Raw genomic sequence first — 26,964 nt, forward strand, 5'->3', positions numbered from 1 at the left:
CTTCCGCGGCCCTCGCAGGACCGCACGAAGCGCTGGCCCGCACCGACCACGACCGGGGGAGTCCCATGAAGACGCCGACGAACGCCAGGCACACCGCCCTGGCGCTGCTCGGCGTCTTCGTCGCGCTCCTCGTCACGGTCCACGGGATGCCCCGTGCGGCCTCGGGTCAGTCTGTCGTCAGCCCTGTCATCACCTCGCGTCCGGCCGACCCGTCAGCCACCACGACGGCGACGTTCGCCTTCGCGACCCTGTCGGGTGCCGCCTTCCGGTGCGCCCGCGACGGGTCCACCTTCACGGCGTGCGCGAGCCCGGTCACCTACACCGGCCTCACGCAGGGCAGGCACACCTTCAGCATCGTGACGGTCGTTGCCGGCACGGAGAGCATCCCCACGGCCTACGACTGGGTCGTCGACACCGTGGCACCGCCTGCTCCCGTGCTGACCACGGTGCCGGCGAACCCCACGAGCAACGCGACGAACACCGCGAGCTGGACCAGCGCCGAGGCGGGGGCCACGTTCCGCTGCTCCCTCGAGAACGGGCCCTGGACCACGTGCACGTCGCCGCTGACGTGGGTCATCGACACCTCGAACAACGGACAGCACCAGCTCGCCGTCCAGGCCGTCGATGCAGCGGGCAACGTCTCCGCGACGACGGCCTACGCGTTCAAGTACCAGAAGGGTCTGCCCGAGAGCGGCCTGCCCTTCACCGTCGCGGGGAGCGTCGGTGACCTCGTGCCGGGCGTGTGGCGTCCCCTCTCGGTGACGGTCACGAACCCGAACCCCGTCACCATCAGGGTCTCGGCGCTGACGGTCGCCGTCGCGGCCGACAGCACCCCGCCCGGCTGCACCTCGGCAGCGAACCTCGAGCTGCGCCAGCCCTCGGTCACGACGAGCTCCGTGCTGCTCGTCCCGTCCCGCGGCTCGGTCACCCTTCCCGACCAGGGAGTGGCGACCGCGGAGATCCGCCTGCGCAACCTGCCGACCGTCAACCAGGACGTCTGCAAGAACAAGGGCTTCGCGCTCACGTGGTCGGGCACGGCGAGCAACTGATGCCTGCCCCGACACCCCCGAAGACGCGCGCACGCCGTGCAGCCCCGAGCCGCGGCGTGCGCGCCCTCCACGTCACCGTCCTGCTGGCGGTGCTCATGACGGTGTCCGGCACTGCCTGGGCGTCCTGGACCGTGACCGGACGCGGCACCGGCACGGCCCCGACGGCAACCCTCACGGCCCCGACGTCGGTCACGGCCACGGCAGCCGCCGGGGCCACGACCGTGTCCGTCGCATGGTCCGCGCCGACGACGGGGGTGGCCCCCACGGGCTACCGCATCGACCGCACCGACGTCGGCAGCGCTGCCACCGTCGCCGCCTGCGGCACGTCGCCCTCCTCGCTCCTCGCCACGACGTCCTGCAACGACGCGTCGGTACCGGACGGGAGCTACCGCTACACCGTCGTCGCCGTGCGCTCCGGGTGGACGGCGACGAGCGCATCGAGCGCCTCCGTGACCGTCCTGGCCTCGGTTGGCACGAGCACCTCGGTGACGTCGTCGGCCAACCCGTCGGTGGTGGGCCAGTCCGTGACCTACACCGCCACCGTCAGCGCGGCCACCGGGACACCGACCGGGGCGGTCGCGTTCCGCGACGGCGGCTCCGCGATCACGTGCGCCGGCGGCTCCCAGACGCTCAGCTCCGGCACCGCGACGTGCACGGTGCCCCAGGCGTCCGCCGGCACCCGGTCGATCACGGCGGCGTATGCCGGGTCGGCACCGTACGCGGCATCGTCGTCGTCTTCGCTGTCGCAGGTCGTCGCCCCGGCATCGACGACGACGTCACTCACGTCGTCGGCGAACCCTTCGGCCGTCGGTCAGCCCGTGACCTACACGGCCAGCGTGTCGGTGTCCGCGCCCGGAGGCGGCGCCCCGAGCGGGACGGTCACCTTCAAGGACGGCTCGACGCCCCTGGCCTGCGCGGGCGGCACGCAGACCCTCGGCTCCGGATCGGCGACCTGCGTGGTGACCCACACCGCTGCCCTGACGCGCAGCGTCACCGCCGTCTACTCCGGCTCGGCCGACCACCTCACGTCCACCTCGCCGACCGTCAACCAGGTCGTCGGGCCGGCGGCCACGACGACCACCCTGACGACCTCGGCGCAGACGGTCCGGAGCGGCCAGAGCGTCACCTACACCGCGACCGTGGCGGCCACGGTTCCCGGCGGGGGAGTGCCGACCGGCACCGTGACCTTCAAGGACGGCTCGACCGTGATCAGCTGCTCGTCCGGCACACAGACACTCAGCGCGTCGGGTGTCGCCACCTGCACGACGACCTTCACGACGACCGGCACCCGGTCGGTCACGGCGGCGTATGCCGGCACGACGAACCACTCGGCGTCGACGTCCGCATCGCTGAGCCAGGGGGTCGTCAACGGCCAGGCGGCTGGGCTCGTCTTCTCGAACGTCACCGTGGGTGGCACCCCGGTGACTCCGAGCTGCACCGGCACGGCCGGCTCCTCGTACAGCTGCACGGTCCCCGGCGGCAACAACGCGGTCGTCATGGCGAACGTCGGGTTCGCGAGCAGCACGCAGGCGCCGGTGCCCTACAGCGGCGCGACCGAGAGCATCGGCTGGACCTCGTCGGGCAAGACCGCCGGCGCGGGGACCGTCACCGTGGCCCCGAACGCCACGACCTCGTCCGCCACGGTGACGGCAACGAAGAACGGCGTGAACCCCGCCTCCGTCACGGTGACGTTCACAGAGGCCGGTGGGTCGACGTGGACCGCGGTGCTGACGGTCTCCTGAGCGTCAGCCTCCCCGGAGTCCCCGGAGTCCCCGGAGTCCCCGGAGTAGTCCGAGTCCCCGAGGGCTCAGGCGCGACGGGTCAGCGCGTCGGCCCTGGCCCGGACGGCCTTGAGGCTCCGGCGCGTGCGTCGGCGGGCGCCGGCGTAGATCTCGCGGCTCCGTGACGGCCTGCTGCCGGGGTCGACGGTCAGGGTCCAGTAGTCGGTCGACTTCTTGACCGAGGCCACGGTCGGCTTCCGGTAGGGCGGGTCGAGGGTGAGGTGCGGGCGCTCCCAGGCCACGTTCCGCTTGACGACCTTCGCCGGTGAGCCCGCGCCGACGACGTTGTTGGGCAGGGACCGCGTCACGACCGAGCGCATGCCGACGACGGTGCCGTCGCCGATGGTCACGCCACCGAGGACGCAGGCGCCGAGGCCGAGCCACACGTGGTTGCCGATGACGATCGACCTGGCCGCGTTGACGCGCTTGCCGGTGCGGACGTCGAAGATGGGGTGGCCGTCGTCGGCGCGGATCTGGATGTCGGACGCGATCATGACGTCGTCGCCGATCGTGATCGACGTGCCCTCCGCCGTCGACATCGCCACCGTCGTCGTCGACGACACGTTCTTGCCGATGCGCACCTGGCAGCCGTCCCCGACGCGGATCGCCGCGCGCAGACCCGGCACGCCGCGGCTGCTGCCGATCTCCACGAGGCCGTCGTCGCAGTCGAAGTCGACGAAGAGCTGGGCGATGTTCTGCTGGCTCGCGACACGCAGGACGTTGTTACGTCCCTTGAACTTCACCCGGATGTTCTTGTCGACGCTCCCGCTGAACTCGATGCGGTTCCCCCGGTCGTCGTCGTACGCCTCGAGGGTCGTCACATGGTTCATGGCGGCGAGCCTAGTGGTTGCTGAGAACTGGTTGAAAGCCCGACGAGCGCGGGCAGACTCGAGCTGCGAGGTGACCTGCGCAGATGCCCGTCGCGGCTGGTGCCGGTCCCTCGGTGACGGCACGAACCGGTCAGGAGGAGGACATTCTCGAGCGTGCCTCGGCCCGCGTCGTGGGTGCCGGCGGCCCGCTCGCAGCCCGGACGAGGTCACCCGCGGTGGGGCCCTGGTGCTCCGACTCGTCGACCGTGCGCGGCTCACCCCGGCCGCGTCCGTCGCCGTCCACCGGCGCACGCGTCCGCGCTGCACCGACGGTGAGGGCCGCGACCGCCGTCGTGACGGGTACGGCGAGCACGAGGCCGATGGCGCTGGCGAGCGTGCGCACGATCTCCTCCGAGAGCGACTCCGTCTGGAGCATCTCGAGCACAGGCCGCTCGTAGAGGAAGAGGAGGAGCAGCACGGGTAGCGCCGCACCGGCATACGCGAAGACGATCGTGTAGATCGTCGAGGCGATGTGGTCGCGCCCGATGCGCATGCCCGACTGGAAGAGCGCCCGTCGCCCCATCGAGGGGGCCGCCGCACGCAGCTCCCACACGGCCGAGGACTGCGTGATCGTCACGTCGTTGAGGACGCCCAGACCGGCCACGATGATCGCGCACGTCAGCAGCTCGCGCGGGTTCATCGTCGTGACGAAGGAGGCCAGGGTGGCGCCCTCGTCGTTGGCGACCCCGCTGAGGCGTGCCAGGTCGACGGCGAGCAGACCCAGACCGGCCGTGACCGCGACGCCGAAGAGCGTGCCGGCGAGGGCCGTGCTCGTCCGCACCGAGAGCCCGTGGGCGAGGTAGAGCACGACGAACATGATCGCCGAGGAGCCGATGAGGGCCACGAGCAGCCCCGGCTGGCCCTCGAGCAGGGCCGGCAGCATGAACTTGACGACGACGAAGCCGCCGAAGACGAGACCGGCGAGAGCCAGGATCCCGCGCCACCGCGCGACCACCGCCACGACGACGAGGAAGAGCGCGAGCATGAGCGACAGGGGAGCCCCGCGCTGCACCTGGAGGAAGGAGTACGTCTCGGGCTGGGTGTCCTGTGGCGGGGTCCGCAGCAGCATGACGGTGTCGCCCTCGCGCAGGCCCGACGTGGAGACCGTGGGAGGCACCGAGACGGACACGACCGGACGCACGTCGCCGGACGTCGCGGTGGGTTGCTCGAGCTGCACCGTGATCGCGCCGCAGGTCGGGTTGCCATCGACGGCGTCACCGCCCTGACCGCCGGCGGGGCCGGCCGCCGTGCTGCCCTCGGCACCCTCGCAGACCGGGAGGACCCGCTGGACCTCGGCGACGGGAAAGGTCACCCCGGGAGCCGCGAAGTCGGACGTGCCCACCCGGACGGCCGCCTGCGACTCCGCCGGCCAGTAGCGCACGAGACCGAAGATCGTGGCCGCGGCAGCGAGCGTGATCAGGAGGGTGAGGCCGACCCGGGCCAGCGTGCTGACGGCGACGGTGCCGGACGCTGCACGGGCTCCGTGGGCATGGCTGTGCGAGTGTCCGCCGGGCATGGTGCCGAGTGTGCCAGAGCAGACCGGCGGGGACGCACCCGCGGCACCGCCCCTCGCACGTTCCGCGCGGACTCCGTCCTCGCTCGACGAGGGGTCGTGTCCGGATCGATGCCGGGCACGCATCTCGGCCCCTCCGGACGCCCGTTAGGCTTGCCGCCGTGGAGGTCGAGAGAGCGGGGGAGCGCGAGCACGTCGTGACGGAGCGCCTGATGACGATCCCCAACGTGCTGTCGGTGCTTCGGCTTCTCGGCGTGCCCGTCTTCCTCTGGGCGATCGTCTCGGAGCGCGACGGGCTGGCCTTCTTGCTGCTGTTGTTCTCGGGCGTCACCGACTACCTCGACGGCAAGATCGCCCGTCGGTTCAACATGGAGAGTCGCCTGGGCCAGTTCCTCGACCCCATCGCCGACCGGCTCTACATCCTCACGACCCTCGTCGGGCTCATGTGGCGCGAGATCATCCCGGTCTGGCTCGTCGTCGTGCTCCTCGCCCGCGAGGTCGTCATGGCGCTGATGCTGCTCTACCTGCGCAGCAAGGGACAGCTCGGCCTGCCCGTTCACTTCGTCGGCAAGGCCGCGACGTTCAACCTGCTCTACGCCTTCCCCCTGCTGCTCCTCGCGCACCGTGACGACTGGCTCGGCGACCTCGTCCGCCCCATCGGCTGGGGCTTCGCGTGGTGGGGCGTCGTCCTCTACTGGCTCGCCGCCGTGCTGTATGCCGTCCACGCCCGCCTCGTGCTGGCGCAGCGCCCCCGGGTGGTGACCCCGTGAGCCCCGAGAGACGTCCGGACGAGTCGATGACGCTGCTGACCACGATGATGGAGCGGCCCCTCGACGCGGGCTACCAGGAGGCCGCCGACCGACGGGTCGCGGCCGGGCTGCCCGGAGCCACCTCTACGCGCACCGTCCTCGTCGTCGTCCTGGCGATCCTCACCGGCTTCCTCTTCGCCGTGGCGGCGCAGTCGCTGCGTCCGAAGCCGACCGCTGCCGCGGCCGTGAAGAAGGAGCTCGTCACGCGCATCGAGGCGCTGCAGAAGCATGGGACCGACCAGGAGGCCAAGGTGGCCGCCCTCGGCAAGCAGGTGCGTGACTACGAGGCCCTCGCCCTCCAGCAGTCGGGCGGCACCGACCTCACGAGCACCATCAAGGACCTCGAGGTCCAGGCCGGAGCCGTGCCCCTCACCGGGCCCGGGCTGACGCTGACCCTCGACGACGCCGCCTCGACCGACGCCGGCGCCGACGCGGGGAGCCGCCCGAGCAGCGGGTTCCAGGAGGGACGGGTGACCTCCGGCGACCTCCAGATCATCGTCAACGGCCTCTGGGGGGCCGGAGCCGAGGCCATCTCCATCAATGGGCACCGGCTCAGCTCCACGGCCGCCATCCGGTTCGCCGGACAGGCGATCATCGTCGACTTCCGACCGCTGTCACGGCCCTACGTCATCACCGCCCTCGGCGACTCCCAGGGCATGCAGCAGCTCTTCGAGCCCTCGTTCGCGGGGCTCTACCTCTCGCAGCTGACCGACGAGTACAAGATCCGGTCGATCATGGCCGGGAGCGACTCCCTGACCGTGCCCGGAGACTCGGCCGTGCGGCTCGAGGTCGCAGAACCCGTCGGTCCGCCCGTAGGCTCGACCGCGCCGGGCGCCACGACGCTGCAGCAGGGCACGACTGCCCCGAAGCGGAGCGCGGGTGCGGGTGTGGCCCCGACCGGCACGGGCACGTCGACGACGCGCTCACCCTCGGACACCCCGAGCGGCACCACCGACTCCGGCACCGGCAGCCCGGCGTCACCGACCAGTCAGGAGAACCCTTCGTGATCCCAGTTCTCGGCCTTCTGGCCGGACTCGCGGTGGGGCTCTTCCTCGATCCCTCGGTGCCTGTGTGGCTCCAGCCCTACCTGCCGATCGCGGTCATCGCCGCTCTCGACGCCGTCTTCGGTGCCATCCGCGCGATCCTCGACGGCATCTTCAACGACAAGGTCTTCGTCGTCTCCTTCCTGTCCAACGTCGTCGTCGCCGCGTTCATCGTCTTCCTCGGCGACCAGCTCGGCGTCGGGTCGCAGCTCTCCACCGGTGTCGTCGTCGTCCTCGGCGTGCGGATCTTCTCCAACGTGGCCTCGATCCGCCGGCACCTGTTCAAGGCCTGAACATGGGCAAGCGCAAGAAGGGTCGTCCCGCTCCCACTCCTGTCGACCGGCCGGAGCCGCTCGTCGACGCCGCAGAGGGGAAGGCCACCGACAGCGCCCCGGCTCCGGAGACGCCGACCGAGCCGGTTCGTGAGTCGCTTCGTGAGTCGACTCCCGAGGCCACTCCCGAGCCGCCGACCGAGCCCGCGCTCGAGTCGCCCTTGGAGCCGTCAGCGCAACCAGCCGTGGTTCCGGCTCCCGTGCTCGACGCCGGTGCCGGCGATTCACGGTCGCCCGACGCACCGTCGTCCGAGGCGCCCTCGCTCGAGATCACGTCATCCGGCGCGCCCGAGACCGGGACGAGCCGGGTGCCCGTCGAGGGGCAGGCCGCGTGGACGCGCCTGCTCAAGATGAGCAGCCCGCGCGCCACCCGGGCCAACCTGCTGGCGGCCCTGCTGGCCGTGCTCCTCGGTGCCGGCATCGCGGCCCAGGTGCAGCTGACCAACCAGCGCGGGCTCGACGAGCTGAGCCAGACCGACCTCGTCCGGGTGCTCGACGACATCTCGCTGCGCTCCTCCCGCCTCGACCAGCAGGTGCGCGAGCTCGAGTCCACCCGCGACCGGCTCAAGAACGGCACGGGCACCGCGGCCGAGGCCCTAGAGCAGGCACAGAAACGCGTCGACACCCTCGGTATCCTGGCCGGCACCCTCGCGGCCAAGGGTCCCGGCATCACGCTGCGCATCACGGACCCGACCAACGCCGTGACCGGTCCGATCGTCCTCGACATCATCCAGGAGCTCCGGGACGCGGGCGCCGAGTCGATCGACGTCGGCGGTGTCCGCGTCGTGGCCTCGTCGTTCGTCGGCGACCGGGACGGCGAGATCCTCGTCGACGGGGTGCAGGTGACCCGGCCCCTCGTGATCAAGGTGATCGGTGACTCGAAGACGCTCTCGTCGGCGATGACGATCCCCGGCGGCATCGTCGAGTCCGTGCGGCAGAAGGGCGCCGAGGCCAGCGTCACCGAGTCGAGCCTCGTCGAGATCACCTCGCTGCACCGACCGGCCGAGATGACCCACGCGAAGCCCGTCGAGTGACGGCACCGGGGCGCCGGCGACGACGCGCGACCAACCGCTGCGGCACTCAGTGGGGCCCACTTCCTGCGCTCGTCGCGCGGGCATGGCATCCTCTCAGGTGCCACCGCATCGCCGGCGACACCAGCGCCCAGCAGCACGCGCATCCACCGCGACCCCGACCGGGGCCGTCCACTGACGAAGGAGCGACATGAGCGACCTGGACTACCCCTCCGACCTGCGCTACACCAGCGACCACGAGTGGGTCCGCGTCGGCGACGACGGAGTGGTCCGCATCGGCATCACGTCCTTCGCCCAGGACGCGCTGGGCGACGTCGTCTACGTGTCCCTGCCGGCCGTCGGCGACACCGTGACGCCCGGGGACTCGTGTGGCGAGGTCGAGTCGACGAAGTCGGTCAGCGACGTCTACGCCCCCCTCGAGGGCGAGGTGACGGCCACCAACGCCGCCCTGGACTCCTCACCCGAGCTGATCAACTCCGACCCCTACGGTGAGGGCTGGATGTTCGAGCTACGCCTGGCCGACCCCTCGGCCGTCGAGGGGCTCATGGACGCCTCGACGTACACCGCGTCGCTGTCCTGACGCCCGACAGCAGCCTGTCCGCCGCCGTGCTGGGGCAGGCTCCGACCCGTCCGGGTCAACTAGAGTGGATGGACCCGAATCCGCCCGCACCACAGAGGAGGACCGCATGTCGAGCGACCTGCCCGACCCCGACGACATGAACGTCGAACCCCGCACCATGCGGTTCCAAGGCGTGCCGTCGCTGGACAGCGACCACGTCGACACCGTCGACGCCCGGGGCCTCACGGCCGAGGACCAGGCCACCATCGAGGCCCTGCGACCCGGGACCGCCCTGCTCGTCGTGCTCCGCGGTCCCAACACGGGCGCCCGCTTCCTGCTCGACGACCAGGAGGTGGCCGCCGGCCGACACCCGGACTCCGACATCTTCCTCGACGACGTCACCGTGTCGCGCAAGCACGCGGCGTTCGTCGCGCAGGGTGGCGGCTACGTCGTCCGCGACGCCGGCTCCCTCAACGGCACCTACGTCAACCGCGAGCGGATCGACGAGGCGCCCCTGCACCAGGGTGACGAGGTCCAGATCGGCAAGTTCCGCCTCGTCTACTACTCGTCCGGAGCGCCCCAGCAATCACCCGCATGACCGCAGCCACGGTGGCCGGCGACGGGGGAGCGCCGACACCCCGCCGTCTGACGATCGGCAAGGTGCTGGCGGCCCTCTCCGAGGACTTCCCCGACGTCACCGCGTCGAAGATCCGCTTCCTCGAGGCCGAGGGTCTGGTGCTGCCGCACCGCACAGCATCGGGCTACCGCACCTACACCGACGACGACGTGCGCCGGCTGCACTACATCCTGTCCGCGCAGCGCGACCGCTACTGGCCGCTCAAGGTCATCCGGGAGGCGCTCGACGCGCTCGACCGTGGTCTGTCGGATCCCGGCGGGGAGTCGGGTGGCCGGCCCCGGCCGCCCGCGCCCTCGGCCGACCCCGAGGTCCCGACACCGCACGACCTGGCGGCTCGAAGCGACGTGTCGCTCACGGGCCCGGAGCTGCGCGAGGCGACCGGCATCGACCGCGACACGATGCTCGCCCTCGAGACGTACGGACTGCTCCAGCCCGACGAGAAAGGCCACTTCGGCCACGATGCGCTGGCGATCGCCGCCGCAGCCCGGACCCTCGCCGGACACGGCCTCGAGGCGCGTCACCTGCGTCCGTTCCGCACCGCCGCCGACCGCGAGATCGGCCTCGTCGACCAGGTCCTGGCCACGCGTTCCGGGAGCGGCACGCGGGAGGATCGAGCGGGCGAGATCGCTTCTGCCTGCATCGCGTTGCACGTCGCGCTGGTCCGCGCCGGCCTGTCCCGCTGAGGCCGTCCCCACCGTCCACGTGCCGGGGTACGGTGGAGGAGTGAGAGAGGTCGATGTCCTGGGCGTACGCGTCGAGATGCCCACGAACCAGCCGATCGTCCTGCTGCGTGAGCGGGACGGCGGGCGCTACCTGCCGATCTGGATCGGTGCGGCCGAGGCCGCGGCGATCACCTATGCCCAGCAGGGTGTCGTGCCGCCGCGACCGCTGACCCACGACCTCATGCGCGACGTCCTGTCGGTGCTCGGTCACGAGCTGACCGAGGTGCGGATCGTGGCCCTCAAGGACTCCGTCTTCCACGCGGCGCTCATCATCGACGGCAAGGCCGAGGTCAGCTCGCGAGCCAGCGACGCCATCGCTCTCGCCCTGCGCACGGGCGCCAAGGTCCTCGTCGAACCGGGCATCCTCGACGAGGCGGCCATCGTCGTCTCCTCGGAGGAGGACGACGAGGTCGAGCGCTTCAAGGAGTTCCTCGACCACGTGTCCGCCGAGGACTTCGAGGGCCCCGCGCCCGAGGAGGAGCAGGGCGACCGTCCCGACCTGCCGGATCGGCCGGACTGACCGTCGACCCAGCACTCCGGTGAGACCTTCACCTTCACGTAGTACCTGAATGTTTCCGACGTCTTCTCGACACGCCGTCGGCTCGTGCCCGGGGTGATTGACCGAACGGGGGTAGCGGCCTACCGTCAGGAGAACGACGTGACTGTAGTTATCCGGTTGTCGTCTGCGCGCACGCACCACCGCGGCTCGCAGCCTGAGCAGGAGGAGGACGGCATGGCCGCCATCGAGGACGCGCACGACGCCGGTCGGGTCATGCCCGCCGGGTCCCAGGGCCTGCTGTTCACCGACGACCTGCCCGAGCTGTCCGAGGACACCGGCTACCGCGGTCCGACCGCCTGCAACGCCGCCGGCATCACCTACCGACAGCTCGACTACTGGGCCCGCACGGGTCTCGTCGAGCCGTCCGTCCGCAGCGCGACCGGCTCCGGCACCCAGCGCCTCTACGGCTTCCGCGACATCCTCGTGCTCAAGGTCGTCAAGCGACTGCTCGACACCGGGGTCTCGCTGCAGCAGATCCGTGTCGCCATCAGCCACCTGCGCGAGCGCGGCGTCGAGGACCTGGCGCAGATCACGCTGATGAGCGACGGCGCCTCGGTCTACGAGTGCACCTCGGCCGACGAGGTCATCGACCTCGTCCAGGGAGGCCAGGGAGTCTTCGGCATCGCCGTCGGTCGGGTGTGGCGCGAGGTCGAGGGCGAGCTCGCCCAGCTGCCGAGCGAGCGGGCCGACGACGACACGCCGGCTGACCACCCCGACGACGAGCTGAACGCACGCCGCCAGGCCCGGCGACTGGCCTGACCCGGGCACCTCGCCGACGACCGTTCGACACGGCCCGACCGGACACTCCGGTCGGGCCTCGTCCGTGCCGGACCCCGGCCACCTGCTGGTAGATTCGGGGGTGCCGATCGACCCTGCGTGGGAGAGTCCTCGGGGTGCCCAGCACCTGCGAGGCGCCGAAGGGGCAACATCCCCGGAACCTCTCAGGCGCCAGGACCACGCGGGCGAGGCAACTCTGGAGGCACCCCCACGGTGCTCGACAGACGGGGAGCGTGTGTCGTCCGCTCGAACCCGCCAGGAGCCCGCATGTCGATCGACCAGCTCGTGCCCGTCACCACCGGAACGTCCACCGAGACCGTGATGGCCGACTTCGTCAGCCGTCACGTCGGCCCAGCCGGCGACGACGTGCGCCACATGCTCGAGGTCGTCGGCCAGCCGAGCCTCGACGCGATGTGCGACCGCGCCATCCCCGGCGCCATCCGGTCCGAGTCGCCCCTGCGCATCGAGGCGGCCGCCAGCGAGAGCGCCGTCATCGAGGAGCTGCGTGGGTTCGCCTCCCGCAACACCGTCCTCACCTCGCTCATCGGCCTGGGCTACTACGGCACCGTGACCCCGCCGGTCGTGCGCCGCAACGTGCTCGAGAACCCTGCCTGGTACACCGCCTACACGCCCTACCAGCCCGAGATCTCCCAGGGCCGGCTCGAGGCCCTGCTCAACTTCCAGACGGTCGTCACCGACCTGACCGGCCTCGACGTGGCGGGGTCCTCCCTCCTCGACGAGTCGACCGCCGCCGCCGAGGCGATGTCGCTCATGCGGCGTGCGAGCAAGGCGCCGGCCGACGCCGTCGTGCTCGTCGACGAGCGGCTCTTCCCGCAGACGATCGCCGTGATGCGCACCCGCGCCGAGGCGCTCGGGCTGCCCCTCGCCGTGGCCGACCTCCGAGCCGTCAGCGACGGCGACTCCCTCTCTGCAGCAGCAGGCGGGCGCGCCGTCGTGGGGGCGATGGTGCAGTACCCCGACGCCACCGGCGAGCTCGTCGACTGGGCCCCGCTGACCTCCGCCGTCCACGAGGCGAAGGGCCTCGTCACGGCCTGCGCCGACCTGCTCGCCCTGACCCTGGCCAGCGCGCCGGGGGAGTGGGGCGCCGACATCGCCGTCGGCAGCGCGCAGCGTTTCGGCGTCCCGATGGGCTTCGGCGGCCCACACGCCGGCTACATGGCCGTCCACCGCGGCCTCGAGCGCCAGATCCCCGGTCGCCTCGTCGGAGTCTCGATCGATGCCGAGGGGCACCAGGCCTACCGCCTCGCCCTCCAGACGCGTGAGCAGCACATCCGCCGCGAGAAGGCGACGTCCAACATCTGCACCGCGCAGGTGCTCCTCGCCGTCATGGCGAGCATGTATGCCGTGTGGCACGGTCCCGCGGGCCTCGTGGCCATCGCGCAGCGTATCAGCGGTCTGACGGCCGCGCTGCGTGGCGCCCTCGTCGACGGCGGGCTCGACGTCGAGACGACGGCGTTCTTCGACACCCTGACGGTCGTGCTGCCCGGTCGGGCCGACGAGGTCACGACGACCTTCGCCGACCGGGGCATCAACGTCTGGCGCGTCGACGCCGACCGTGTGTCGATGAGCCTCGACGAGACGTCCACGCCGGCAACGGTGCTCGCGGTCCTCGACGCCTTCGGGGTGACGCCGTCGGACGACGTCACCGCCGGCGTGAGCGCGACCGGGGCACACGGCATACCCCAGGCGCTGACGCGCACGTCCGAGTTCCTCACGCACCCGGTCTTCCACGCGCACCACTCCGAGACGGCGATGCTGCGCTACCTGCGCCGTCTCTCCGACCGTGACTTCGCCCTCGACCGGGGCATGATCCCGCTCGGGTCGTGCACGATGAAGCTCAACGCCACCACCGAGATGGAGGCGGTGACCTGGCCGGAGTTCGCCAACCTGCACCCCTTCGCCCCGGCCGAGCAGACGGTGGGCATCCGCGCCCTCATCGACGACCTGTCGTCGTGGCTGTGCGAGATCACCGGCTACGACGCGGTGTCGCTCCAGCCCAACGCCGGCTCCCAGGGCGAGTTCGCGGGGCTGCTGGCGATCCACGCCTACCACCAGGCCAGGGGTGAGGGGCACCGCCGCGTCTGCCTCATCCCCGCCAGCGCGCACGGCACCAACGCGGCCTCGGCCGTCATGGCGGGCCTCAAGGTCGTCGTCGTCAAGACCGCTGCCGGCGGCACCGTCGACATGGACGACCTGCGCGCCAAGGTCGAGGCGCACCGCGACGACCTCGCCGCGATCATGGTGACCTACCCGTCGACGCACGGCGTCTACGAGGACACGATCACCGAGCTGTGCGAGCTCGTCCACGAGGCCGGCGGCCAGGTCTACGTCGACGGCGCCAACCTCAACGCCCTCGTGGGCCTCGCCCAGCCCGGCACGTTCGGCGCCGACGTCAGCCACCTCAACCTGCACAAGACCTTCTGCATCCCGCACGGTGGCGGCGGTCCCGGGGTCGGCCCGGTGGCGGTGCGCGCGCACCTCGCCCCGCACCTGCCCAACCACCCGCTCGCGGCGGAGGCCGGGCCCGAGTCCGGGGTCGGTCCCGTCTCCGCGGCCCCCTACGGCTCGGCGAGCATCCTGCCGATCTCGTGGGCCTACGTCCGGCTCATGGGCGGCGAGGGCCTGCGGCACGCCACCCAGATGGCCGTCCTCGGCGCCAACTACATCGCCGCCCGGCTGCGCGAGCACTACCCGGTGCTCTACTCCGGCCACGACGACCTCGTCGCGCACGAGTGCATCCTCGACGTGCGCCAGATCACGGCCGAGACCGGCGTCACCGTCGACGACATCGCCAAGCGCCTCGTCGACTACGGCTTCCACGCACCGACGATGAGCTTCCCGGTCGCGGGCACGCTCATGGTCGAGCCCACCGAGTCCGAGAACCTCTACGAGCTCGACCGCTTCTGCGACGCGATGATCGCGATCCGCGGCGAGATCGAGGCGATCCGAGCCGGTGAGGTCGCCGTCGGCGACAGCATGCTGCGGCACGCGCCGCACACGGCCCTCAACATCGCGGGGGAGTGGGACCACCCCTACGAGCGCAACGAGGCCGCCTTCCCCGTCGGCATCAACGCCGCCGACAAGTACTGGCCGCCGGTCAGCCGCATCGACGGCGCCTACGGCGACCGCAACCTCGTCTGCTCGTGCCCGCCGCCGGAGGCCTTCGAGGGCTGAGCGGCCCCGCACGACACCGGTCACCACGGGGCCGAGGACCGGCCCCGTGGTGACCAGTCCGTGCGCGCCTCTCGCGCCGGGACCCCGAGTGTGGTTGTCTCGGCACGTGGGAGCCGACGTCGAGCAGGCCAGGTACACACGCGAGCAGCGGCAGCAGTACCGGGAGAAGGTGCGCCGCGACCTCGACGTGTTCGAACGCATGCTCGGCAAGAGCGAGTTCGAGTTCGACCGGCCCATGACGGGTCTCGAGATCGAGCTCAACCTCGTCAACGAGGACCTCGGGCCCAAGCTCGACAACAAGACGGTGCTCGAGCAGATCGCCGACGAGGACTACCAGACCGAGCTCGCGCGCTACAACATCGAGCTCAACGTCCACCCGCGCCCCCTGCCGGGCGACTCGGCCATCGAGCTCGAGCAGCTGCTGCGCGAGTCCCTCAACCGGGCCTCCGCCAAGGCCGCCGAGGCCCACGCGGGCATCGTCGCCATCGGGATCCTGCCGACGGTCATGCCCGAGCACTTCGAGGGCGACTGGATCAGCGAGAACATCCGCTACGCCGCCCTCAACAACGCCGTCCTCGACGCCCGCGGCGAGGACGTCTGGCTCGAGCTCGAGGGTCCGACGGGCGAGCGGATCGCCCGCTACTCCGACAGCCTCGCACCCGAGTCGGCGTGCACCTCGATCCAGCTGCACCTGCAGGTCCAGCCGGAGCGCTTCGCAGACCACTGGAACGCCGCCCAGGTCCTCGCTGGACCGCAGCTCGCCCTCGGCGCCAACTCGCCCTTCTTCCTCGGGCAGCGGCTCTGGGCCGAGACGCGCATCCCGCTCTTCACCCAGGCCACCGACACGCGGTCGGTCGAGCTCAAGAACCAGGGCGTGCGGCCCCGGGTCTGGTTCGGCGAACGGTGGATCACCTCGATCTTCGACCTCTTCGAGGAGAACGTCCGCTACTTCCCGGCCCTGCTGCCCGAGCTCTACGACGAGGAGCCCGAGGAGGTCTTCGAGCGGGGCGAGGTGCCCGAGCTCCGCGAGCTGCGCCTGCACAACGGCACGGTCTACCGCTGGAACCGCCCGATCTACGACATCGTCAGCGGCCGCCCGCACCTGCGCGTCGAGAACCGCGTCCTGCCGGCGGGTCCGAGCATCGCCGACGTCATGGCCAACGCCGCGTTCTACTACGGCACGATGCGGGTGCTCGCGGAGGAGGACCGTCCGGTGTGGACCCGGATGAGTTTCTCCGCCGCCGAGTCGAACTTCGAGGAGGGCGCCCGGCTCGGCATCGACGCCCGCACCTACTGGCCCGGCCTCGGCGACGTGCCCGCCACCGAGCTCGTCCTGCGGCGCCTGCTCCCGATGGCCCACGAGGGCCTCGAGCGGTGGGGCGTCTCGGCGGCCGTGCGGGACCGCTTCCTCACGATCATCGAGCAGCGCTGCCTCACCGGTGTCAACGGCGCGTGGTGGCAGACCGAGTGCGTGGCCCGCCTCGAGGCACGCGGCCTGACGCGTGACAAGGCCCTGCGCGAGATGCTGCGTCACTACATCGAGGGCATGATGGCCAACGAGCCCGTGCACACCTGGGAGCTCCCCCGGGACTGACCGCAGCGGCGGGTCCCACTGCGCCACGGCGCAACCCGCGTATGCCGTGTGCCCGGGGACACGGCATACGCCCTCCTCGTGCGGGGTTCAGTCGGAGAGCAGGCGCCAGGGGGAGAGGTTGTACATCCCGAGGCACCGGGTGGACCGGTGGTGCGTCAGCACGCTCATCGAGCCCGCGTCGAGGATGAGCTGCTGGCCGAACCGCGGGTCGAGCCCGAGGTAGGTCGCGGTGAGGACGCGCAGCGCGTGGCCGTGCCCGAAGAGCGCGACGTCGCCGTGCTCGAGGTCGGGCCAGACCTTGTCGATGACCTGCTGGGCCCGCGCCGACACCTGCTCGACCGTCTCACCGGGGGTGACTCCGGGCTGCACGCCGTCGACGAACACCTCCCACGGGTGGCCGATCTCGGCGCTGATCTGCTTCGTCGTGATGCCCTCGTAGGCGCCGTAGTCCCACTCGCGCAGCAGCGGCTCGACCTCGAAGTCCCCGAGGCCGGCGAGCTCGGCCGTGCGCTTGGCGCGCTGGAGGGGGGAGACGAGGACGCGCTCGAACCGGTGCTTGCGCAGCACGTCGGCGAGCTCACGTGCTGCGGCCTCGCCCTCGGGCAGGAGCGGGAGGTCGGTCGTGCCGGTGTGCTGTCCGCTCAGCGACCACTCGGTCTCGCCGTGCCGGAAGAGGTAGATGTTGCCGGGGACGACACCGTCGGGAGAGGCCATGCCGCCACAGTATCGGCGTGGCAGGCCCTTCGACCCTGCCGTCCGGGCCGGCGCTCGGGCACACTCGGGTGCATGGACCTGCCCTTCCACCTGCTCAACGTCTTCTCCATCGAGGGGGAGCCCTTCTCGGGCAACCCGCTGTGCGTCTTCCCCGAGGCGGGTGGACTCTCCGACGACGAGATGCTCGCGTGGGCGCGACAGTTCAACCTCAGCGAGTCGACCTTCGTGACGTCGCTCGGCGAGGGATCCACGACGGGTGACGCGGCCGTGCGCATCTTCACTCCCGGTCACGAGATGCCCTTCGCGGGGCACCCCACCCTCGGCACCGCGGAGGTTGTCGCGACGTTGGGCGGCGGCCTCGACAGCGTGCACCTCAGCATGCCGGCGGGACGCATCCCCGTGGGGCGGGTCGACGGCGGCTGGCGCCTCGCAGCCCGGCCGGCAACGGTGCGCGAGGTGACCTCGAGCGGCGCCGAGCTGGCCGAGGCGCTCGGCATCGACCGCATGCTCGTCGTGCGCTCGGACGCGTCCTGGGTCGACGCCGGGGTCGAGCAGCTGCTCGTGCGCCTCGACTCCGTCGACGCCGTGCGGGCCTGCGACCCCGACGCACACCTCATGGCCGTGCACATGACGTCCCCGCCGCGGGCACCGCACGTGTACGCGTGGGCGTGGACCGGGCCCAAGAGCATCGAGGCGAGGCTCTTCTACACCCAGGGTCAGGCGGTCCTCGAGGACCCAGCGACCGGGTCGGCGTGCGCCAACCTCGGTGGCTGGCTCGTCTCCCAGGGCGCCCGCGACGTCTCGGTGGTCGTCAGCCAGGGCACGGCCGTCGGACGCCCCTCGCGCCTGCTGCTCGACATCGACTCCGACGGGGCCGTCCACGTGGGAGGACGCGTCGAGACCGTCGGCCGCGGCACCTGCTCGCTCGGCGCGGTGGGGGCCTGACGTGCCGGTGTGGATCGGGTTCCTCCGCGCCGTCAACGTCGGCAAGCGGCAGGTGCGCATGGCGTCGCTGCGCACACTGCTCGAGGCGGACGGCTACGAGGACGTCGAGACGCACATCCAGAGCGGCAACCTCAAGGTCCGCTCGTCCACGCGGAGTGCCGCCAAGGTCGAGGCCGACCTGCGACGGGCCATCAGCGCCGAGTTCGGTTTCGACGTGCCCGTCGTCGTGCGCACGCCGGCGCAGCTGCGGACGCTGGCCGACGAGGCCGAGGCCCTCGACTCGCCCATCGCCGCGGACGCGAAGCGCTACGTGACGTTCATGACGGGCGACCTCGACCCCGAGGGCGTCGCCGCCCTGCACGAGTGGGACGTCGCCACCGAGGGCGCACGCGTCGTCGGCAACGACGTCGTGCTCTTCCTCTCCGACGGCGTGCAGGCGGCCAAGCTGTCCAACACCCGCATCGAGAAGCTGACGGGCGCGGTCGGGACGGCGCGCAACATCACCGTCGTCCGGGCCCTCGCCGAGAAGTGGGGCGGCTGACGCGGTCGCGTCAGAGGCGCGCGCGGCGGACGAGCTCGAAGCAGACGACCGCAGCCGCGGCCGAGACGTTGAGCGACTCGACGCCGGCGGCCATCGGGATCGACACCCACGTGTCGACGAGCTCGGCCACCTCGGGCGTCAGCCCGGCCGTCTCGCTGCCGAGTACGAACGCGACGGGCTCGGGCAGGTGGGCGGCGAAGAGGTCGTCGTCGCCGCCGGCATCGAGCCCGACGACGTGGAAGCCGGAGCGCTTGAGGTCGCTCACGGCCTCCGCCGCGGTGAACGCCTTGAGGATGGGCGCCCGGAACGCGACGCCGGCCGAGGCCTTGACGACGAGCGGGTCGAGGGAGGCGACTCCCTTGCGGGGGACGACGATGCCGTCGACGCCGGCTGCCGTGGCCGAACGCAGGATCATGCCGACGTTGGCAGGTGTCGTCACGCCGTCGAGCACGAGCACGGCGCGCAGCGAGCCGGCGTCCTCGGTGAGCGCCGACTCGAGAGGACGCATCCGGGGCGCGACGACGTCGGCGAAGACGCCCTGGTCCTGCCGTCCGTTGCCGGCGAGCTTCTTGACGCGCTCGGCGCTCGCGTACTGCACCTCGACGCCCCGGCGGCGAGCCGCCTGCTGGATCTCGCGCAGGCCGCTGCCACGGGCACCGTCGGCGATGACGACCTTGTCGACGAGGAGGTCACCGTCGAGGAGCACCTCGTGGACCGGGTTGCGGCCGTAGACCGTGATGAAGCGGTCCTTGGGGGAGATCTCAGCGCTCACCGCGACAGGATCCCACAGCACCGGCGGCGCGCCGGACCGCCCGGGAATGGGGGAGCCCCCCTCGATGTTCAGTATGATTGAATCGTCAATCAAAAGGAGCTGGGACACATGCAGTTCGGGATCTTCACCGTCGGCGACGTGACCACCGACCCCACGACGGGCCGTACGCCGACCGAGCACGAGCGGATCGAGGCCACCGTCGCCATCGCCAAGAAGGCGGAGGAGGTCGGGCTCGACGTCTTCGCGACCGGACAGCACCACAACCCGCCGTTCATCCCGTCGGCCCCGACGACGACGCTCGCGTACATCGCCGCCCAGACGGAGCGGATCATCCTGTCCACGTCGACGACCCTCATCACGACGACGGACCCCGTGCGGATCGCGGAGGACTACGCCACCCTGCAGCACCTGAGCAACGGGCGCATGGACCTCATGATGGGCCGCGGCAACACCGGCCCGGTCTACCCGTGGTTCGGCAAGGACATCCGCGACGGGATCCCGCTCGCCATCGAGAACTACGCGCTGCTCCACCGGCTGTGGCGCGAGGACGTCGTCGACTGGCAGGGGAAGTACCGCACCCCGCTCCAGGGCTTCACCTCGACGCCGCGCCCGCTCGACGGCATACCGCCGTTCGTCTGGCACGGCTCGATCCGCAGCCCCGAGATCGCCGAGCAGGCGGCCTACTACGGCGACGGCTTCTTCTCCAACCACATCTTCTGGCCGGCCAGCCACACGAAGCAGATGGTCCAGCTCTACCGCCGCCGCTTCGAGCACTACGGCCACGGCAGCGCCGACCAGGCGATCGTCGGGCTCGGCGGGCAGGTCTTCATGCGGAAGAACAGCCAGGACGCGGTGCGCGAGTTCCGTCCGTACTTCGACAACGCCCCCGTCTACGGCCACGGTCCGTCACTCGAGGAGTTCACGAGCCAGACCCCGCTCACCGTCGGCAGCCCGCAGGAGGTCATCGAGAGGACGCTCGGCTTCCGCGAGTACGCCGGCGACTACCAGCGACAGCTGTGGCTGCTCGACCACGCCGGCCTGCCGCTCAAGACCGTCCTCGAGCAGCTCGACATCCTCGGCGAGGAGGTCGTGCCGGTCCTGCGCAAGGAGTTCGCCGCCCTCAGGCCCGCCCACGTCCCGGACGCCCCGACCCACGCGAGCCAGCTCGCCGCCGCAACCCCCGAGAAGGAGCTCATCCCGTGACCACCTTCCACCTCGCCGTCATCACGGCCGGCATCACGCAGCCGTCGTCGACGCGCCTGCTCGCCGACCGCCTCACCGAGGCCACCGTCCGGGCGCTCGCCCGGCACGACGTCGGCGAGGTCGTCGTCGAGGTCGTCGACGTGCGCGAGGTCGCGCACGACCTGACGAACCACGTCCTGACCGGCTTCGCCTCGCCCGACCTGCAGGTACGTCTCGACGCGATCACCGAGGCGGACGCGGTCGTCGTCGCCACCCCGGTGTATGCCGCGTCGTACAGCGGGCTGTTCAAGATGCTCATCGACGTGCTCCCCAAGGACGCGCTGCGCGACACCCCGGTGCTGCTCGGCGCGACCGGTGGCACGGCCCGCCACTCCCTCGCGATCGACCACGCCCTCCGCCCGCTCTTCGCCCACCTCGGCGCGCTCGTCGCGCCGGTGGCGGTCTTCGCGGCCAGCGAGGACTGGGGGAGCGTCGACGCCGGCCGGCTGGGCGAGCGGATCGAACGCGCAGGTGCCGCCTTCGCGGCCCTCGTGAGCGGTTCGCCGCGGGCCGATCGGGTCGACCCGTTCGAGCAGGTCACGCCCTTCGAGTCGATGCTCACCGACCTCCGCGCACGATGACGCGAGCACCCGGTCGGCCCCCCGGGGCCTGACCGGGTGTCGTCACGTCCGCAGCGACGCGACACGCTGGGGAGTCCTCCCCATGGCCCCGCCGGGCGGCTCCCACCTACCGTGGGGCCCACCGTCGACAGGAGGCCGCCGTGCTCTACCGCAAGGGTGCAGACCCCGAAGTCCTGGACCGCGCCGCTCGCGAGCTCACGGCGTGCGCCACCGAGGTGGACGGCATCCGTGCGACCGGGACCCGGGCGCTCGCGGTCATCGGCCGCTCGTGGGGTGGCGACGACGCCCAGTCGGCCCAGGAGAGCTGGCGCTCCACCTCGGCGGCCCTGGCGGACCTCGGCTCGACACTCGAGACGATGTCGCGGCGCCTCACCGACAACGCGCGGGCGCAGCGAGGCACGAGCGGCGCCGACGGGGTGCTGCCCGGCCCGATCGGCTTCCCGCCCCCGTCCCCGGGCCTGGGCGGGTCGGGCTCCGTCGGAGCCGACGCCACCGCCGAGCCGACCCCGCTCGGTGAGCAGGTGCGCGGGACGTCACCACAGGCCATCGACCTCGAGCTCGCCCACGTGGCCGACAACGTCTACCACCCGAGCGCGGTCGACGGCTGGACCCCGCTCGACGCCGACGCCCTCGAGGGGCTCGGCATCGACCCGGACACCCTCCACCGCCGCGACGGCCTCGACGCGGCCGTCTATCGCAACGACGAGGGCCAGTACGTCCTCGCCTTCGCCGGCACGTCCTCCCTCGCCGACTGGGGCACGAACCTCCAGCAAGGGGTCGGGGCGCTCAGCGGTCAGCACCTCGCGGCGATCGCGCTCGCCCGGGGCCTCGCCGGGGCGGTGGGCAGCGAGAACCTGGTGATCACCGGTCACTCCCTCGGTGGCGGTCTCGCGAGCACCGCCTCCGTCGCCACCGACATCCCCGCCGTGACGTTCAACGCCGCGGGCGTGCACCCCAACACCGTGCTGGCCGCGGGCGCCCTCGACACGGGGGACGCCGGCTACTCCCCGGGCCAGATCCGCAACTACCACGTGCGCGGGGAGCTGCTCACGACGCTCCAGAACCCGCTCGGCTCCTTCGTCGACCACGTGCCCTTCGTCGGCGACGACCCGCTCCCGAACGCCCTGGGCACCCAGATCGCGGTCGACCCCACCCACGGGCCCGAGATCACGGTCTCGAAGTGGGCGGGGCTCGCCGGCACCTTCGCGCCGGCCGTCGTCGGCATCGATGCCGGCCTCGACGTCATCGGTTGGTCCAAGGACGCCCATGGAGGCGACTCCGTCGTCGACGCCATGGAGGCGAGCACCTACTTCGGCAAGCAGTGACCGACCACCACCGAGGCGGGACGGCGGCCCTTCAGCCGAGGTCGAGCCGGTCGACGACGAGGTCCGCGATGGCGAGCGATGCGGTCGCTGCCGGCGACGGCGCGTTGCGGATGCACAGGACGGAGCCGACGCGACTGAAACGGAAGTCTCGACGAGCGCACCGTCCCGATCCATCGCCTGGGCCCGGACGCCGGCAGCAGCCGGCACGACATCTGCGTCGCCGATCGCAGGGACGTAGCGCCTGACCCGCTCGACGAACGCGTGACGGCTCAGCGACCCCAGGACCTCGTGCACGCCTGTCCGCAGGTTGGCGCGGGCGAACCGCAGGAACCCGCGGGACGAGACGAGCTCCCGGACGACGTCCAGGTCGACGTCGCGACGGCGGTAGCCCTCGCGAGCGGTCGCAAGCACGGCGTTCGGACCGAGCAGCACGCTGCCGTCGACGCGCTTCGTCAGATGGACCCCGAGGAACGGGTAGCGGGGGTCGGGTACCGGGTAGACGAGCCCGCGCACGAGGTGCTCGGCTGACGGCACGAGCCGGTGGTACTCGCCGCGGAACGGCACGATCGACGGGCTGGGGCCGTCGCCGGCCAGTCTCGCGAGACGGTCGGCGTGCAGCCCACCCGCGAGGACGACGCGGTCGGCGACGATGCGCCGCCCGTCGGCGGCACGCACGTCGACGCGAGTGCCGCGGTGGTCGAGTCCCGTGACCTCGAAGCCGGTGACGACCACGGCGCCGGCGGACGCCGCGTCCGCGAGCAGGGCCGCGGCGACGAGGGCGAAGTCGGTGATCGCCGTCGTGGGGGAGTGCAGCGCCGCGAGCCCCACGACGTGCGGCTCGACCTCACGCAGCTCACCCGGCCGGAGCCGACGCAGACCCGGCACACCATTGGTCCGGGAGCGTGCCTCGATGGTGCGGAGACCCTCGTCCTCGGCCTCGTCGAGTGCGACGACGAGCTTGCCCACCTCGTCGTACGGCAGACCCCGGTCGGCGCAGTAGCGGCGCAGACGCCGGACGCCCTCACGCGAGAGCGCCGCCTTGGCGGAGCCGGGCGCGTAGTAGAGACCGGCATGGACGACACCGCTGTTGCGGGACGTCTGGTGCCGACCCGTCGCCATCTCCTTCTCGACGACGGTCACCTCGGGGCGCGGCGTCGACAGGGTGAGCCTCCGGGCCACTGCCGACCCGACGATGCCGCCACCCACGACGACGACGTGGGGGCGGGTCACCCGTCGCTCACCCTGCGGCCGCCGCCGCCCGCTCGGCCGCGTCGACGTCTGCCCGCGTCGGCGCGAGCACGTGGGCGGCATACGGCTCCGGGTGACGGCGGAGGTAGACCTTGATGTACGGACACAGCGCGACGATGGATCGGCCCGACGCGAGCGTGGCGTCGAGGGCGTACGCGGCGAGGCGCCCGGCGAGGCCCTGGCCTTCGTACGCCGGACCGACCTCGGTGTGGAAGAAGACGACGCGTGCGGGCACCTCTGGTGTGGCACCGGGGACGACGGCGTAGCTCGCCACCCCGATGACACGGTCCCCGTCGCGCAGCTCGAAGCGCCCGCGGTCGGGGTTGTCGGAGACCTCGATGCCGTCGTGCGCGCCGTCGCCGGCGACGATCCGGCCCTCACCCGTCTGCTCGCTCATGGCCCCAGCATGGCAGGGTGGCCCCATGGCGAAGTACTTCGACGTGCACCCGGTGGACCCCCAGCCACGGGCGATCGGACAGGCGGTCGACATCCTGCGGTCCGGTGGGCTCATCGCCTACCCCACCGACTCCTGCTTCGCGCTCGGCTGCTCCCTCGACAACCCGGAGGGCAAGGAGCGCATCCTGCGGATCCGGCACCTCGACGACAAGCACCACTTCACGCTCGTCTGCTCGGACTTCGCCCAGCTGGGCCAGTTCGTGCACCTCGACAACTCGGTGTTCCGTGCCATCAAGGCCGTGACCCCCGGCCCGTACACCTTCATCCTGCCCGCGACGAAGGAGGTGCCGCGACGCCTGCTGCACGCGAAGAAGAAGACCGTGGGTGTGCGCATCCCCGAGCACCCCGTCGTCCGCGAGCTGCTCAGGGAGATGGGTGAGCCGATCCTCTCGAGCACGCTGCTCATGCCCGACGACGACGAGCCGATGACCGAGGGCTGGGAGATCAAGGACCGTCTCGACCACGTCATCGACGCCGTCATCGACTCGGGGGAGTGCGGCCTGGAGCCGACGACCGTCGTCGACTACTCCGATGGCTTCCCCGTCGTGACCCGCGTCGGGGCCGGGGACCCGAGCCCGTTCGAGTGACCTGCCCGCGATGACGCCAGCGTGCCCCTGTCGCGCAGACGCCGGGTGCTGTTCAATCGGGCCATGAGCGACGCTGCGCACGACGTCCGACCGACGACGGAGTCGGTGAACTCGCTGCTCGCGGGGCTCGACGACCACGACCGCGAGACCATCGAGCTGAGGCTCGAGCGCTGGTCCGACGACCTCGTCGCGGCACTCATGGTCCTCTACCCCGAGCACGACGTCTCGGCGCTCGCGCTGCGCCTCGTCGAGAGCGCCGTGGCCGGCTACCGGCAGCGGTCACCCGAGCTGCGACGCCTGGACCAGCGCCGGCTGCTGCGGCCCGACTGGCTCCAGCAGCCGGACATGTTCGGCTACGCGTGCTACACCGACCGGTTCGCCGGCGACCTCGACGGCCTGCGGGGCCGAGTGGGCTACCTCCGCGACCTCGGTGTCAGCTACCTGCACCTCATGCCGCTGCTCCAGCCCCGAGAGGGAGACAACGACGGCGGCTACGCCGTCCAGGACTACCGCACCGTCCGGCCTGATCTCGGAGATGTCGAGGACCTGCGCCGGCTCGCGAGCGACCTTCGGGGGCAAGGCATCTCGCTGGTGCTGGACCTCGTGCTCAACCACGTGGCGCGCGAGCACGAGTGGGCCCGGCGTGCCCGGGCGGGGGAGTCGCACTACCGGGACTACTTCCACGTCTACCCCGACCGCGTCATGCCGGACGCGTACGAGCGCACACTGCCCGAGGTGTTCCCGGACTTCGCCCCCGGCAACTTCACGTGGGACGAGAAGCTTCGCGGCTGGGCGTGGACGACCTTCAACGAGTGGCAGTGGGACGTCAACTGGGCCAACCCCGACGTCCTCGTCGAGTACGCCGACATCGTCCTGTACCTGGCCAACCTCGGCGTCGAGGTGCTCCGGCTCGACGCCATCGCCTTCACGTGGAAGCGGCTCGGCACGAGCTGCCAGAACCAGCCGGAGGTCCACGCCGTCACGCAGGCGCTGCGTGCGGTGGCGCGCATCGGGTGCCCGGCGCTCGCGTTCAAGGCCGAGGCGATCGTCGGACCGCGTGACCTCGTGCAGTACCTCGGGCAGGGCGAGCACGCCGGCCGGGTCAGTGATCTCGCCTACCACAACAGCCTCATGGTGCAGGTCTGGTCGATGCTCGCGACGGGCAGCACCGGACTCACCAAGCAGGCCCTCTCGGCGCTCCCGACGACCCCACCGAGCGGCACGTGGATCTGCTACGTCCGGTGCCACGACGACATCGGGTGGGCCATCGACGACGGGGACGCGGCGTCAGCGGGTCTCGACGGCTATGCGCACCGCCGGTTCCTGTCCAACTGGTACTCGGGCGACCACCCCGGGTCCTGGGCGCACGGTCTGGTCTTCCAGCACAACGCTGCGACCGGCGACAAGCGGATCAGCGGCACGGCGGCATCGCTGACGGGGCTGGCCGACGCGGAGGCACGCGACGACGGGGACGGGATCGGTCAGGGACTGGCCCGCCTCTTCCTGGCCCACGCGGTCGTCGCCGGCTGGGGAGGTGTCCCCGTCGTGTGGAGCGGCGACGAGCTCGGCCTGCCGAACGACCCCGACTGGGCGCGCGAGCCCGGTCACGAGGACGACAACCGGTGGGCGCACCGGGAGCGGCTGGACTGGGCCGTCGCAGCGCGGCGCGGCGACCTCGACACCGTCTCCGGGAAGGTCTTCCAGGGCCTGCGCCATCTGGCGGGCGTGCGCGCGGGGCTGCCGCAGCTGCACGCCTCCGCGCAGACGAGGGTGATCCTCGAGACCGACGACGGGGTGCTGGCGGTCGTCCGCACGCACCCGAACGGCTCGATGGTCTGCGTCTACAACGTCACGACGTCGTGGCAGACGGTCGAGGTCCGCCACTTCGCCGACGTCGGCATCGCGCACCCCTTCGACGCGCTCGGCGGCTACCCGGTCTTCGGTGGGGCGGACGGGCTGGCGTCCTTGAGCCCGTATGCCGCGTGGTGGATCGTCGAGGCCCCCGTGGACGTCGTGCACACCTGACGACCGAGCGCTCTTGATAAAGGTTGTGCGTTAACCTTTACCAAGGAGGTGTCATCGA

General features: G+C 71.6%; 25 protein-coding genes, 1 pseudogene and 1 riboswitch. Of the genes and pseudogenes, 20 read left to right on the forward strand and 6 right to left on the reverse strand.

From position 1 onward, the window contains the following. Positions 1-65 precede the first annotated feature (65 nt). Both ASE25_RS11765 and ASE25_RS11770 read left to right on the forward strand, forming a co-directional pair. Positions 66-1,049: a hypothetical protein gene (locus tag ASE25_RS11765; protein ID WP_056825526.1), complete on the forward strand. Its 984-nt coding sequence runs from the start codon at positions 66-68 to the stop codon at positions 1,047-1,049. After that, positions 1,049-2,791, forward strand: a complete 1,743-nt coding sequence (locus ASE25_RS11770) for an Ig-like domain-containing protein (protein WP_157623402.1) — start codon at positions 1,049-1,051, stop codon at positions 2,789-2,791. Before ASE25_RS11765 ends, ASE25_RS11770 begins: the two co-directional genes overlap by 1 nt. Before the next feature lie 65 nt (positions 2,792-2,856). Here the strand turns inward: ASE25_RS11770 and ASE25_RS11775 are convergent, their stop codons facing one another. Beyond that, a complete protein-coding gene (locus ASE25_RS11775; RefSeq protein WP_304437916.1) occupies positions 2,857-3,660 on the reverse strand; it encodes an acyltransferase in 804 nt (267 codons plus the stop codon). Between the two features lie 130 nt (positions 3,661-3,790). Further along, the gene (locus tag ASE25_RS11780) at positions 3,791-5,215 is read right to left on the reverse strand and encodes a YibE/F family protein (RefSeq protein WP_056825530.1); all 1,425 of its coding nucleotides are present in this window, start codon (positions 5,213-5,215) and stop codon (positions 3,791-3,793) included. 158 nt (positions 5,216-5,373) lie between these two features. Here ASE25_RS11780 and ASE25_RS11785 point away from each other — a divergent pair, with 158 nt between their 5' ends. The 11 genes from ASE25_RS11785 (at position 5,374) to ASE25_RS11835 (ending at position 16,470) form a co-directional block, all read left to right on the forward strand. Continuing rightward, the gene (locus ASE25_RS11785; RefSeq protein WP_235508646.1) at positions 5,374-5,982 is read left to right on the forward strand and encodes a CDP-alcohol phosphatidyltransferase family protein; all 609 of its coding nucleotides are present in this window, start codon (positions 5,374-5,376) and stop codon (positions 5,980-5,982) included. After that, on the forward strand, positions 5,979-7,028 hold the full coding sequence (locus ASE25_RS11790; protein ID WP_056777151.1) for a DUF881 domain-containing protein: 1,050 nt from the start codon (positions 5,979-5,981) through the stop codon (positions 7,026-7,028). Before ASE25_RS11785 ends, ASE25_RS11790 begins: the two co-directional genes overlap by 4 nt. Next, complete coding sequence (locus ASE25_RS11795) at positions 7,025-7,357, forward strand: small basic family protein (RefSeq protein WP_028785606.1); 333 nt, start codon at positions 7,025-7,027, stop codon at positions 7,355-7,357. The genes ASE25_RS11790 and ASE25_RS11795 overlap by 4 nt, the downstream gene beginning before the upstream one ends. A gap of 2 nt (positions 7,358-7,359) precedes the next feature. Further along, positions 7,360-8,430 (forward strand): DUF881 domain-containing protein, encoded by a 1,071-nt coding sequence (locus ASE25_RS11800; RefSeq protein WP_056777148.1) that lies wholly within the window; start codon positions 7,360-7,362, stop codon positions 8,428-8,430. A 187-nt stretch (positions 8,431-8,617) separates the two neighbouring features. Beyond that, positions 8,618-9,007: a glycine cleavage system protein GcvH gene (gene gcvH / locus ASE25_RS11805; RefSeq protein ID WP_056825532.1), complete on the forward strand. Its 390-nt coding sequence runs from the start codon at positions 8,618-8,620 to the stop codon at positions 9,005-9,007. 106 nt (positions 9,008-9,113) lie between these two features. Continuing rightward, complete coding sequence (locus tag ASE25_RS11810) at positions 9,114-9,584, forward strand: FHA domain-containing protein (protein WP_056777143.1); 471 nt, start codon at positions 9,114-9,116, stop codon at positions 9,582-9,584. Further along, positions 9,581-10,306, forward strand: a complete 726-nt coding sequence (locus tag ASE25_RS11815; protein ID WP_056825534.1) for a MerR family transcriptional regulator — start codon at positions 9,581-9,583, stop codon at positions 10,304-10,306. The genes ASE25_RS11810 and ASE25_RS11815 overlap by 4 nt, the downstream gene beginning before the upstream one ends. Before the next feature lie 40 nt (positions 10,307-10,346). Further along, positions 10,347-10,865 (forward strand): bifunctional nuclease family protein, encoded by a 519-nt coding sequence (locus ASE25_RS11820; RefSeq protein WP_056777139.1) that lies wholly within the window; start codon positions 10,347-10,349, stop codon positions 10,863-10,865. Positions 10,866-11,078: 213 nt separating this feature from the next. Continuing rightward, positions 11,079-11,663, forward strand: coding sequence for a MerR family transcriptional regulator (locus ASE25_RS11825; RefSeq protein WP_056825535.1), 585 nt, complete (start codon positions 11,079-11,081; stop codon positions 11,661-11,663). A gap of 108 nt (positions 11,664-11,771) precedes the next feature. After that, positions 11,772-11,871: riboswitch (glycine riboswitch) on the forward strand. A 77-nt stretch (positions 11,872-11,948) separates the two neighbouring features. Continuing rightward, entirely contained in the window at positions 11,949-14,876 is a 2,928-nt protein-coding gene (gene gcvP, locus ASE25_RS11830; RefSeq protein WP_082622835.1) for an aminomethyl-transferring glycine dehydrogenase, read from the forward strand. 106 nt (positions 14,877-14,982) lie between these two features. Further along, positions 14,983-16,470, forward strand: coding sequence for a hypothetical protein (locus tag ASE25_RS11835; RefSeq protein WP_056777134.1), 1,488 nt, complete (start codon positions 14,983-14,985; stop codon positions 16,468-16,470). Between the two features lie 87 nt (positions 16,471-16,557). Here the strand turns inward: ASE25_RS11835 and ASE25_RS11840 are convergent, their stop codons facing one another. Then, complete coding sequence (locus tag ASE25_RS11840) at positions 16,558-17,184, reverse strand: histidine phosphatase family protein (protein ID WP_056777132.1); 627 nt, start codon at positions 17,182-17,184, stop codon at positions 16,558-16,560. 72 nt (positions 17,185-17,256) lie between these two features. Between ASE25_RS11840 and ASE25_RS11845 the strand changes: the two genes are divergently transcribed. Together ASE25_RS11845 and ASE25_RS11850 are read left to right on the forward strand one after the other, a co-directional pair. Next, entirely contained in the window at positions 17,257-18,129 is an 873-nt protein-coding gene (locus tag ASE25_RS11845; protein WP_056825537.1) for a PhzF family phenazine biosynthesis protein, read from the forward strand. A 1-nt stretch (position 18,130) separates the two neighbouring features. Continuing rightward, complete coding sequence (locus tag ASE25_RS11850; protein WP_056777126.1) at positions 18,131-18,670, forward strand: DUF1697 domain-containing protein; 540 nt, start codon at positions 18,131-18,133, stop codon at positions 18,668-18,670. A gap of 10 nt (positions 18,671-18,680) precedes the next feature. Here the strand turns inward: ASE25_RS11850 and ASE25_RS11855 are convergent, their stop codons facing one another. Then, positions 18,681-19,442: an RNA methyltransferase gene (locus ASE25_RS11855; protein ID WP_056777122.1), complete on the reverse strand. Its 762-nt coding sequence runs from the start codon at positions 19,440-19,442 to the stop codon at positions 18,681-18,683. Between the two features lie 108 nt (positions 19,443-19,550). Between ASE25_RS11855 and ASE25_RS11860 the strand changes: the two genes are divergently transcribed. From ASE25_RS11860 to ASE25_RS11870, 3 genes are all read left to right on the forward strand, one after another. Continuing rightward, the gene (locus ASE25_RS11860; protein ID WP_056825541.1) at positions 19,551-20,645 is read left to right on the forward strand and encodes an LLM class flavin-dependent oxidoreductase; all 1,095 of its coding nucleotides are present in this window, start codon (positions 19,551-19,553) and stop codon (positions 20,643-20,645) included. Then, positions 20,642-21,265 carry a CE1759 family FMN reductase gene (locus ASE25_RS11865; RefSeq protein ID WP_056777115.1) on the forward strand — a complete coding sequence of 208 codons (624 nt, stop codon included), beginning with the start codon at positions 20,642-20,644 and terminating at the stop codon, positions 21,263-21,265. Before ASE25_RS11860 ends, ASE25_RS11865 begins: the two co-directional genes overlap by 4 nt. A 140-nt stretch (positions 21,266-21,405) precedes the next feature. After that, complete coding sequence (locus ASE25_RS11870) at positions 21,406-22,590, forward strand: WXG100 family type VII secretion target (RefSeq protein ID WP_056825543.1); 1,185 nt, start codon at positions 21,406-21,408, stop codon at positions 22,588-22,590. A gap of 189 nt (positions 22,591-22,779) precedes the next feature. Here ASE25_RS11870 and lhgO read toward each other — a convergent pair. Further along, a pseudogene (lhgO, locus tag ASE25_RS22405) lies at positions 22,780-23,901 on the reverse strand (L-2-hydroxyglutarate oxidase); the annotation flags it as partial. Next, complete coding sequence (locus ASE25_RS11880; RefSeq protein ID WP_056825547.1) at positions 23,828-24,235, reverse strand: GNAT family N-acetyltransferase; 408 nt, start codon at positions 24,233-24,235, stop codon at positions 23,828-23,830. The gene ASE25_RS11880 and the pseudogene lhgO, both read right to left, overlap by 74 nt. Positions 24,236-24,260: 25 nt before the next feature. Here ASE25_RS11880 and ASE25_RS11885 point away from each other — a divergent pair, with 25 nt between their 5' ends. After that, positions 24,261-24,881, forward strand: a complete 621-nt coding sequence (locus tag ASE25_RS11885) for an L-threonylcarbamoyladenylate synthase (RefSeq protein ID WP_056777102.1) — start codon at positions 24,261-24,263, stop codon at positions 24,879-24,881. A gap of 63 nt (positions 24,882-24,944) precedes the next feature. Next, positions 24,945-26,906, forward strand: a complete 1,962-nt coding sequence (locus tag ASE25_RS11890) for an amylosucrase (RefSeq protein ID WP_056825778.1) — start codon at positions 24,945-24,947, stop codon at positions 26,904-26,906. Positions 26,907-26,964: the final 58 nt, after the last annotated feature.

Origin of the sequence: Terrabacter sp. Root85, from assembly GCF_001429185.1 — a bacterium.
GTDB lineage: Bacteria > Actinomycetota > Actinomycetes > Actinomycetales > Dermatophilaceae > Terrabacter.

Excerpts from the sequence above, each read along its gene's own strand:
- ASE25_RS11770 (WP_157623402.1), top strand. The coding sequence starts at position 1,049 with ATGCCTGCCCCGACACCCCCGAAGACGCGCGCACGCCGTGCAGCCCCG.
- gcvH (WP_056825532.1), top strand. The coding sequence starts at position 8,618 with ATGAGCGACCTGGACTACCCCTCCGACCTGCGCTACACCAGCGACCAC.
- ASE25_RS11765 (WP_056825526.1), top strand. The coding sequence starts at position 66 with ATGAAGACGCCGACGAACGCCAGGCACACCGCCCTGGCGCTGCTCGGC.
- ASE25_RS11860 (WP_056825541.1), top strand. The coding sequence starts at position 19,551 with ATGCAGTTCGGGATCTTCACCGTCGGCGACGTGACCACCGACCCCACG.
- ASE25_RS11840 (WP_056777132.1), bottom strand. The coding sequence starts at position 17,184 with ATGGCCTCTCCCGACGGTGTCGTCCCCGGCAACATCTACCTCTTCCGG.
- ASE25_RS11885 (WP_056777102.1), top strand. The coding sequence starts at position 24,261 with ATGGCGAAGTACTTCGACGTGCACCCGGTGGACCCCCAGCCACGGGCG.
- ASE25_RS11890 (WP_056825778.1), top strand. The coding sequence starts at position 24,945 with ATGAGCGACGCTGCGCACGACGTCCGACCGACGACGGAGTCGGTGAAC.
- ASE25_RS11780 (WP_056825530.1), bottom strand. The coding sequence starts at position 5,215 with ATGCCCGGCGGACACTCGCACAGCCATGCCCACGGAGCCCGTGCAGCG.
- ASE25_RS11880 (WP_056825547.1), bottom strand. The coding sequence starts at position 24,235 with ATGAGCGAGCAGACGGGTGAGGGCCGGATCGTCGCCGGCGACGGCGCG.
- ASE25_RS11810 (WP_056777143.1), top strand. The coding sequence starts at position 9,114 with ATGTCGAGCGACCTGCCCGACCCCGACGACATGAACGTCGAACCCCGC.
- ASE25_RS11800 (WP_056777148.1), top strand. The coding sequence starts at position 7,360 with ATGGGCAAGCGCAAGAAGGGTCGTCCCGCTCCCACTCCTGTCGACCGG.
- ASE25_RS11825 (WP_056825535.1), top strand. The coding sequence starts at position 11,079 with ATGGCCGCCATCGAGGACGCGCACGACGCCGGTCGGGTCATGCCCGCC.
- gcvP (WP_082622835.1), top strand. The coding sequence starts at position 11,949 with ATGTCGATCGACCAGCTCGTGCCCGTCACCACCGGAACGTCCACCGAG.
- ASE25_RS11815 (WP_056825534.1), top strand. The coding sequence starts at position 9,581 with ATGACCGCAGCCACGGTGGCCGGCGACGGGGGAGCGCCGACACCCCGC.
- ASE25_RS11775 (WP_304437916.1), bottom strand. The coding sequence starts at position 3,660 with ATGAACCATGTGACGACCCTCGAGGCGTACGACGACGACCGGGGGAAC.
- ASE25_RS11845 (WP_056825537.1), top strand. The coding sequence starts at position 17,257 with ATGGACCTGCCCTTCCACCTGCTCAACGTCTTCTCCATCGAGGGGGAG.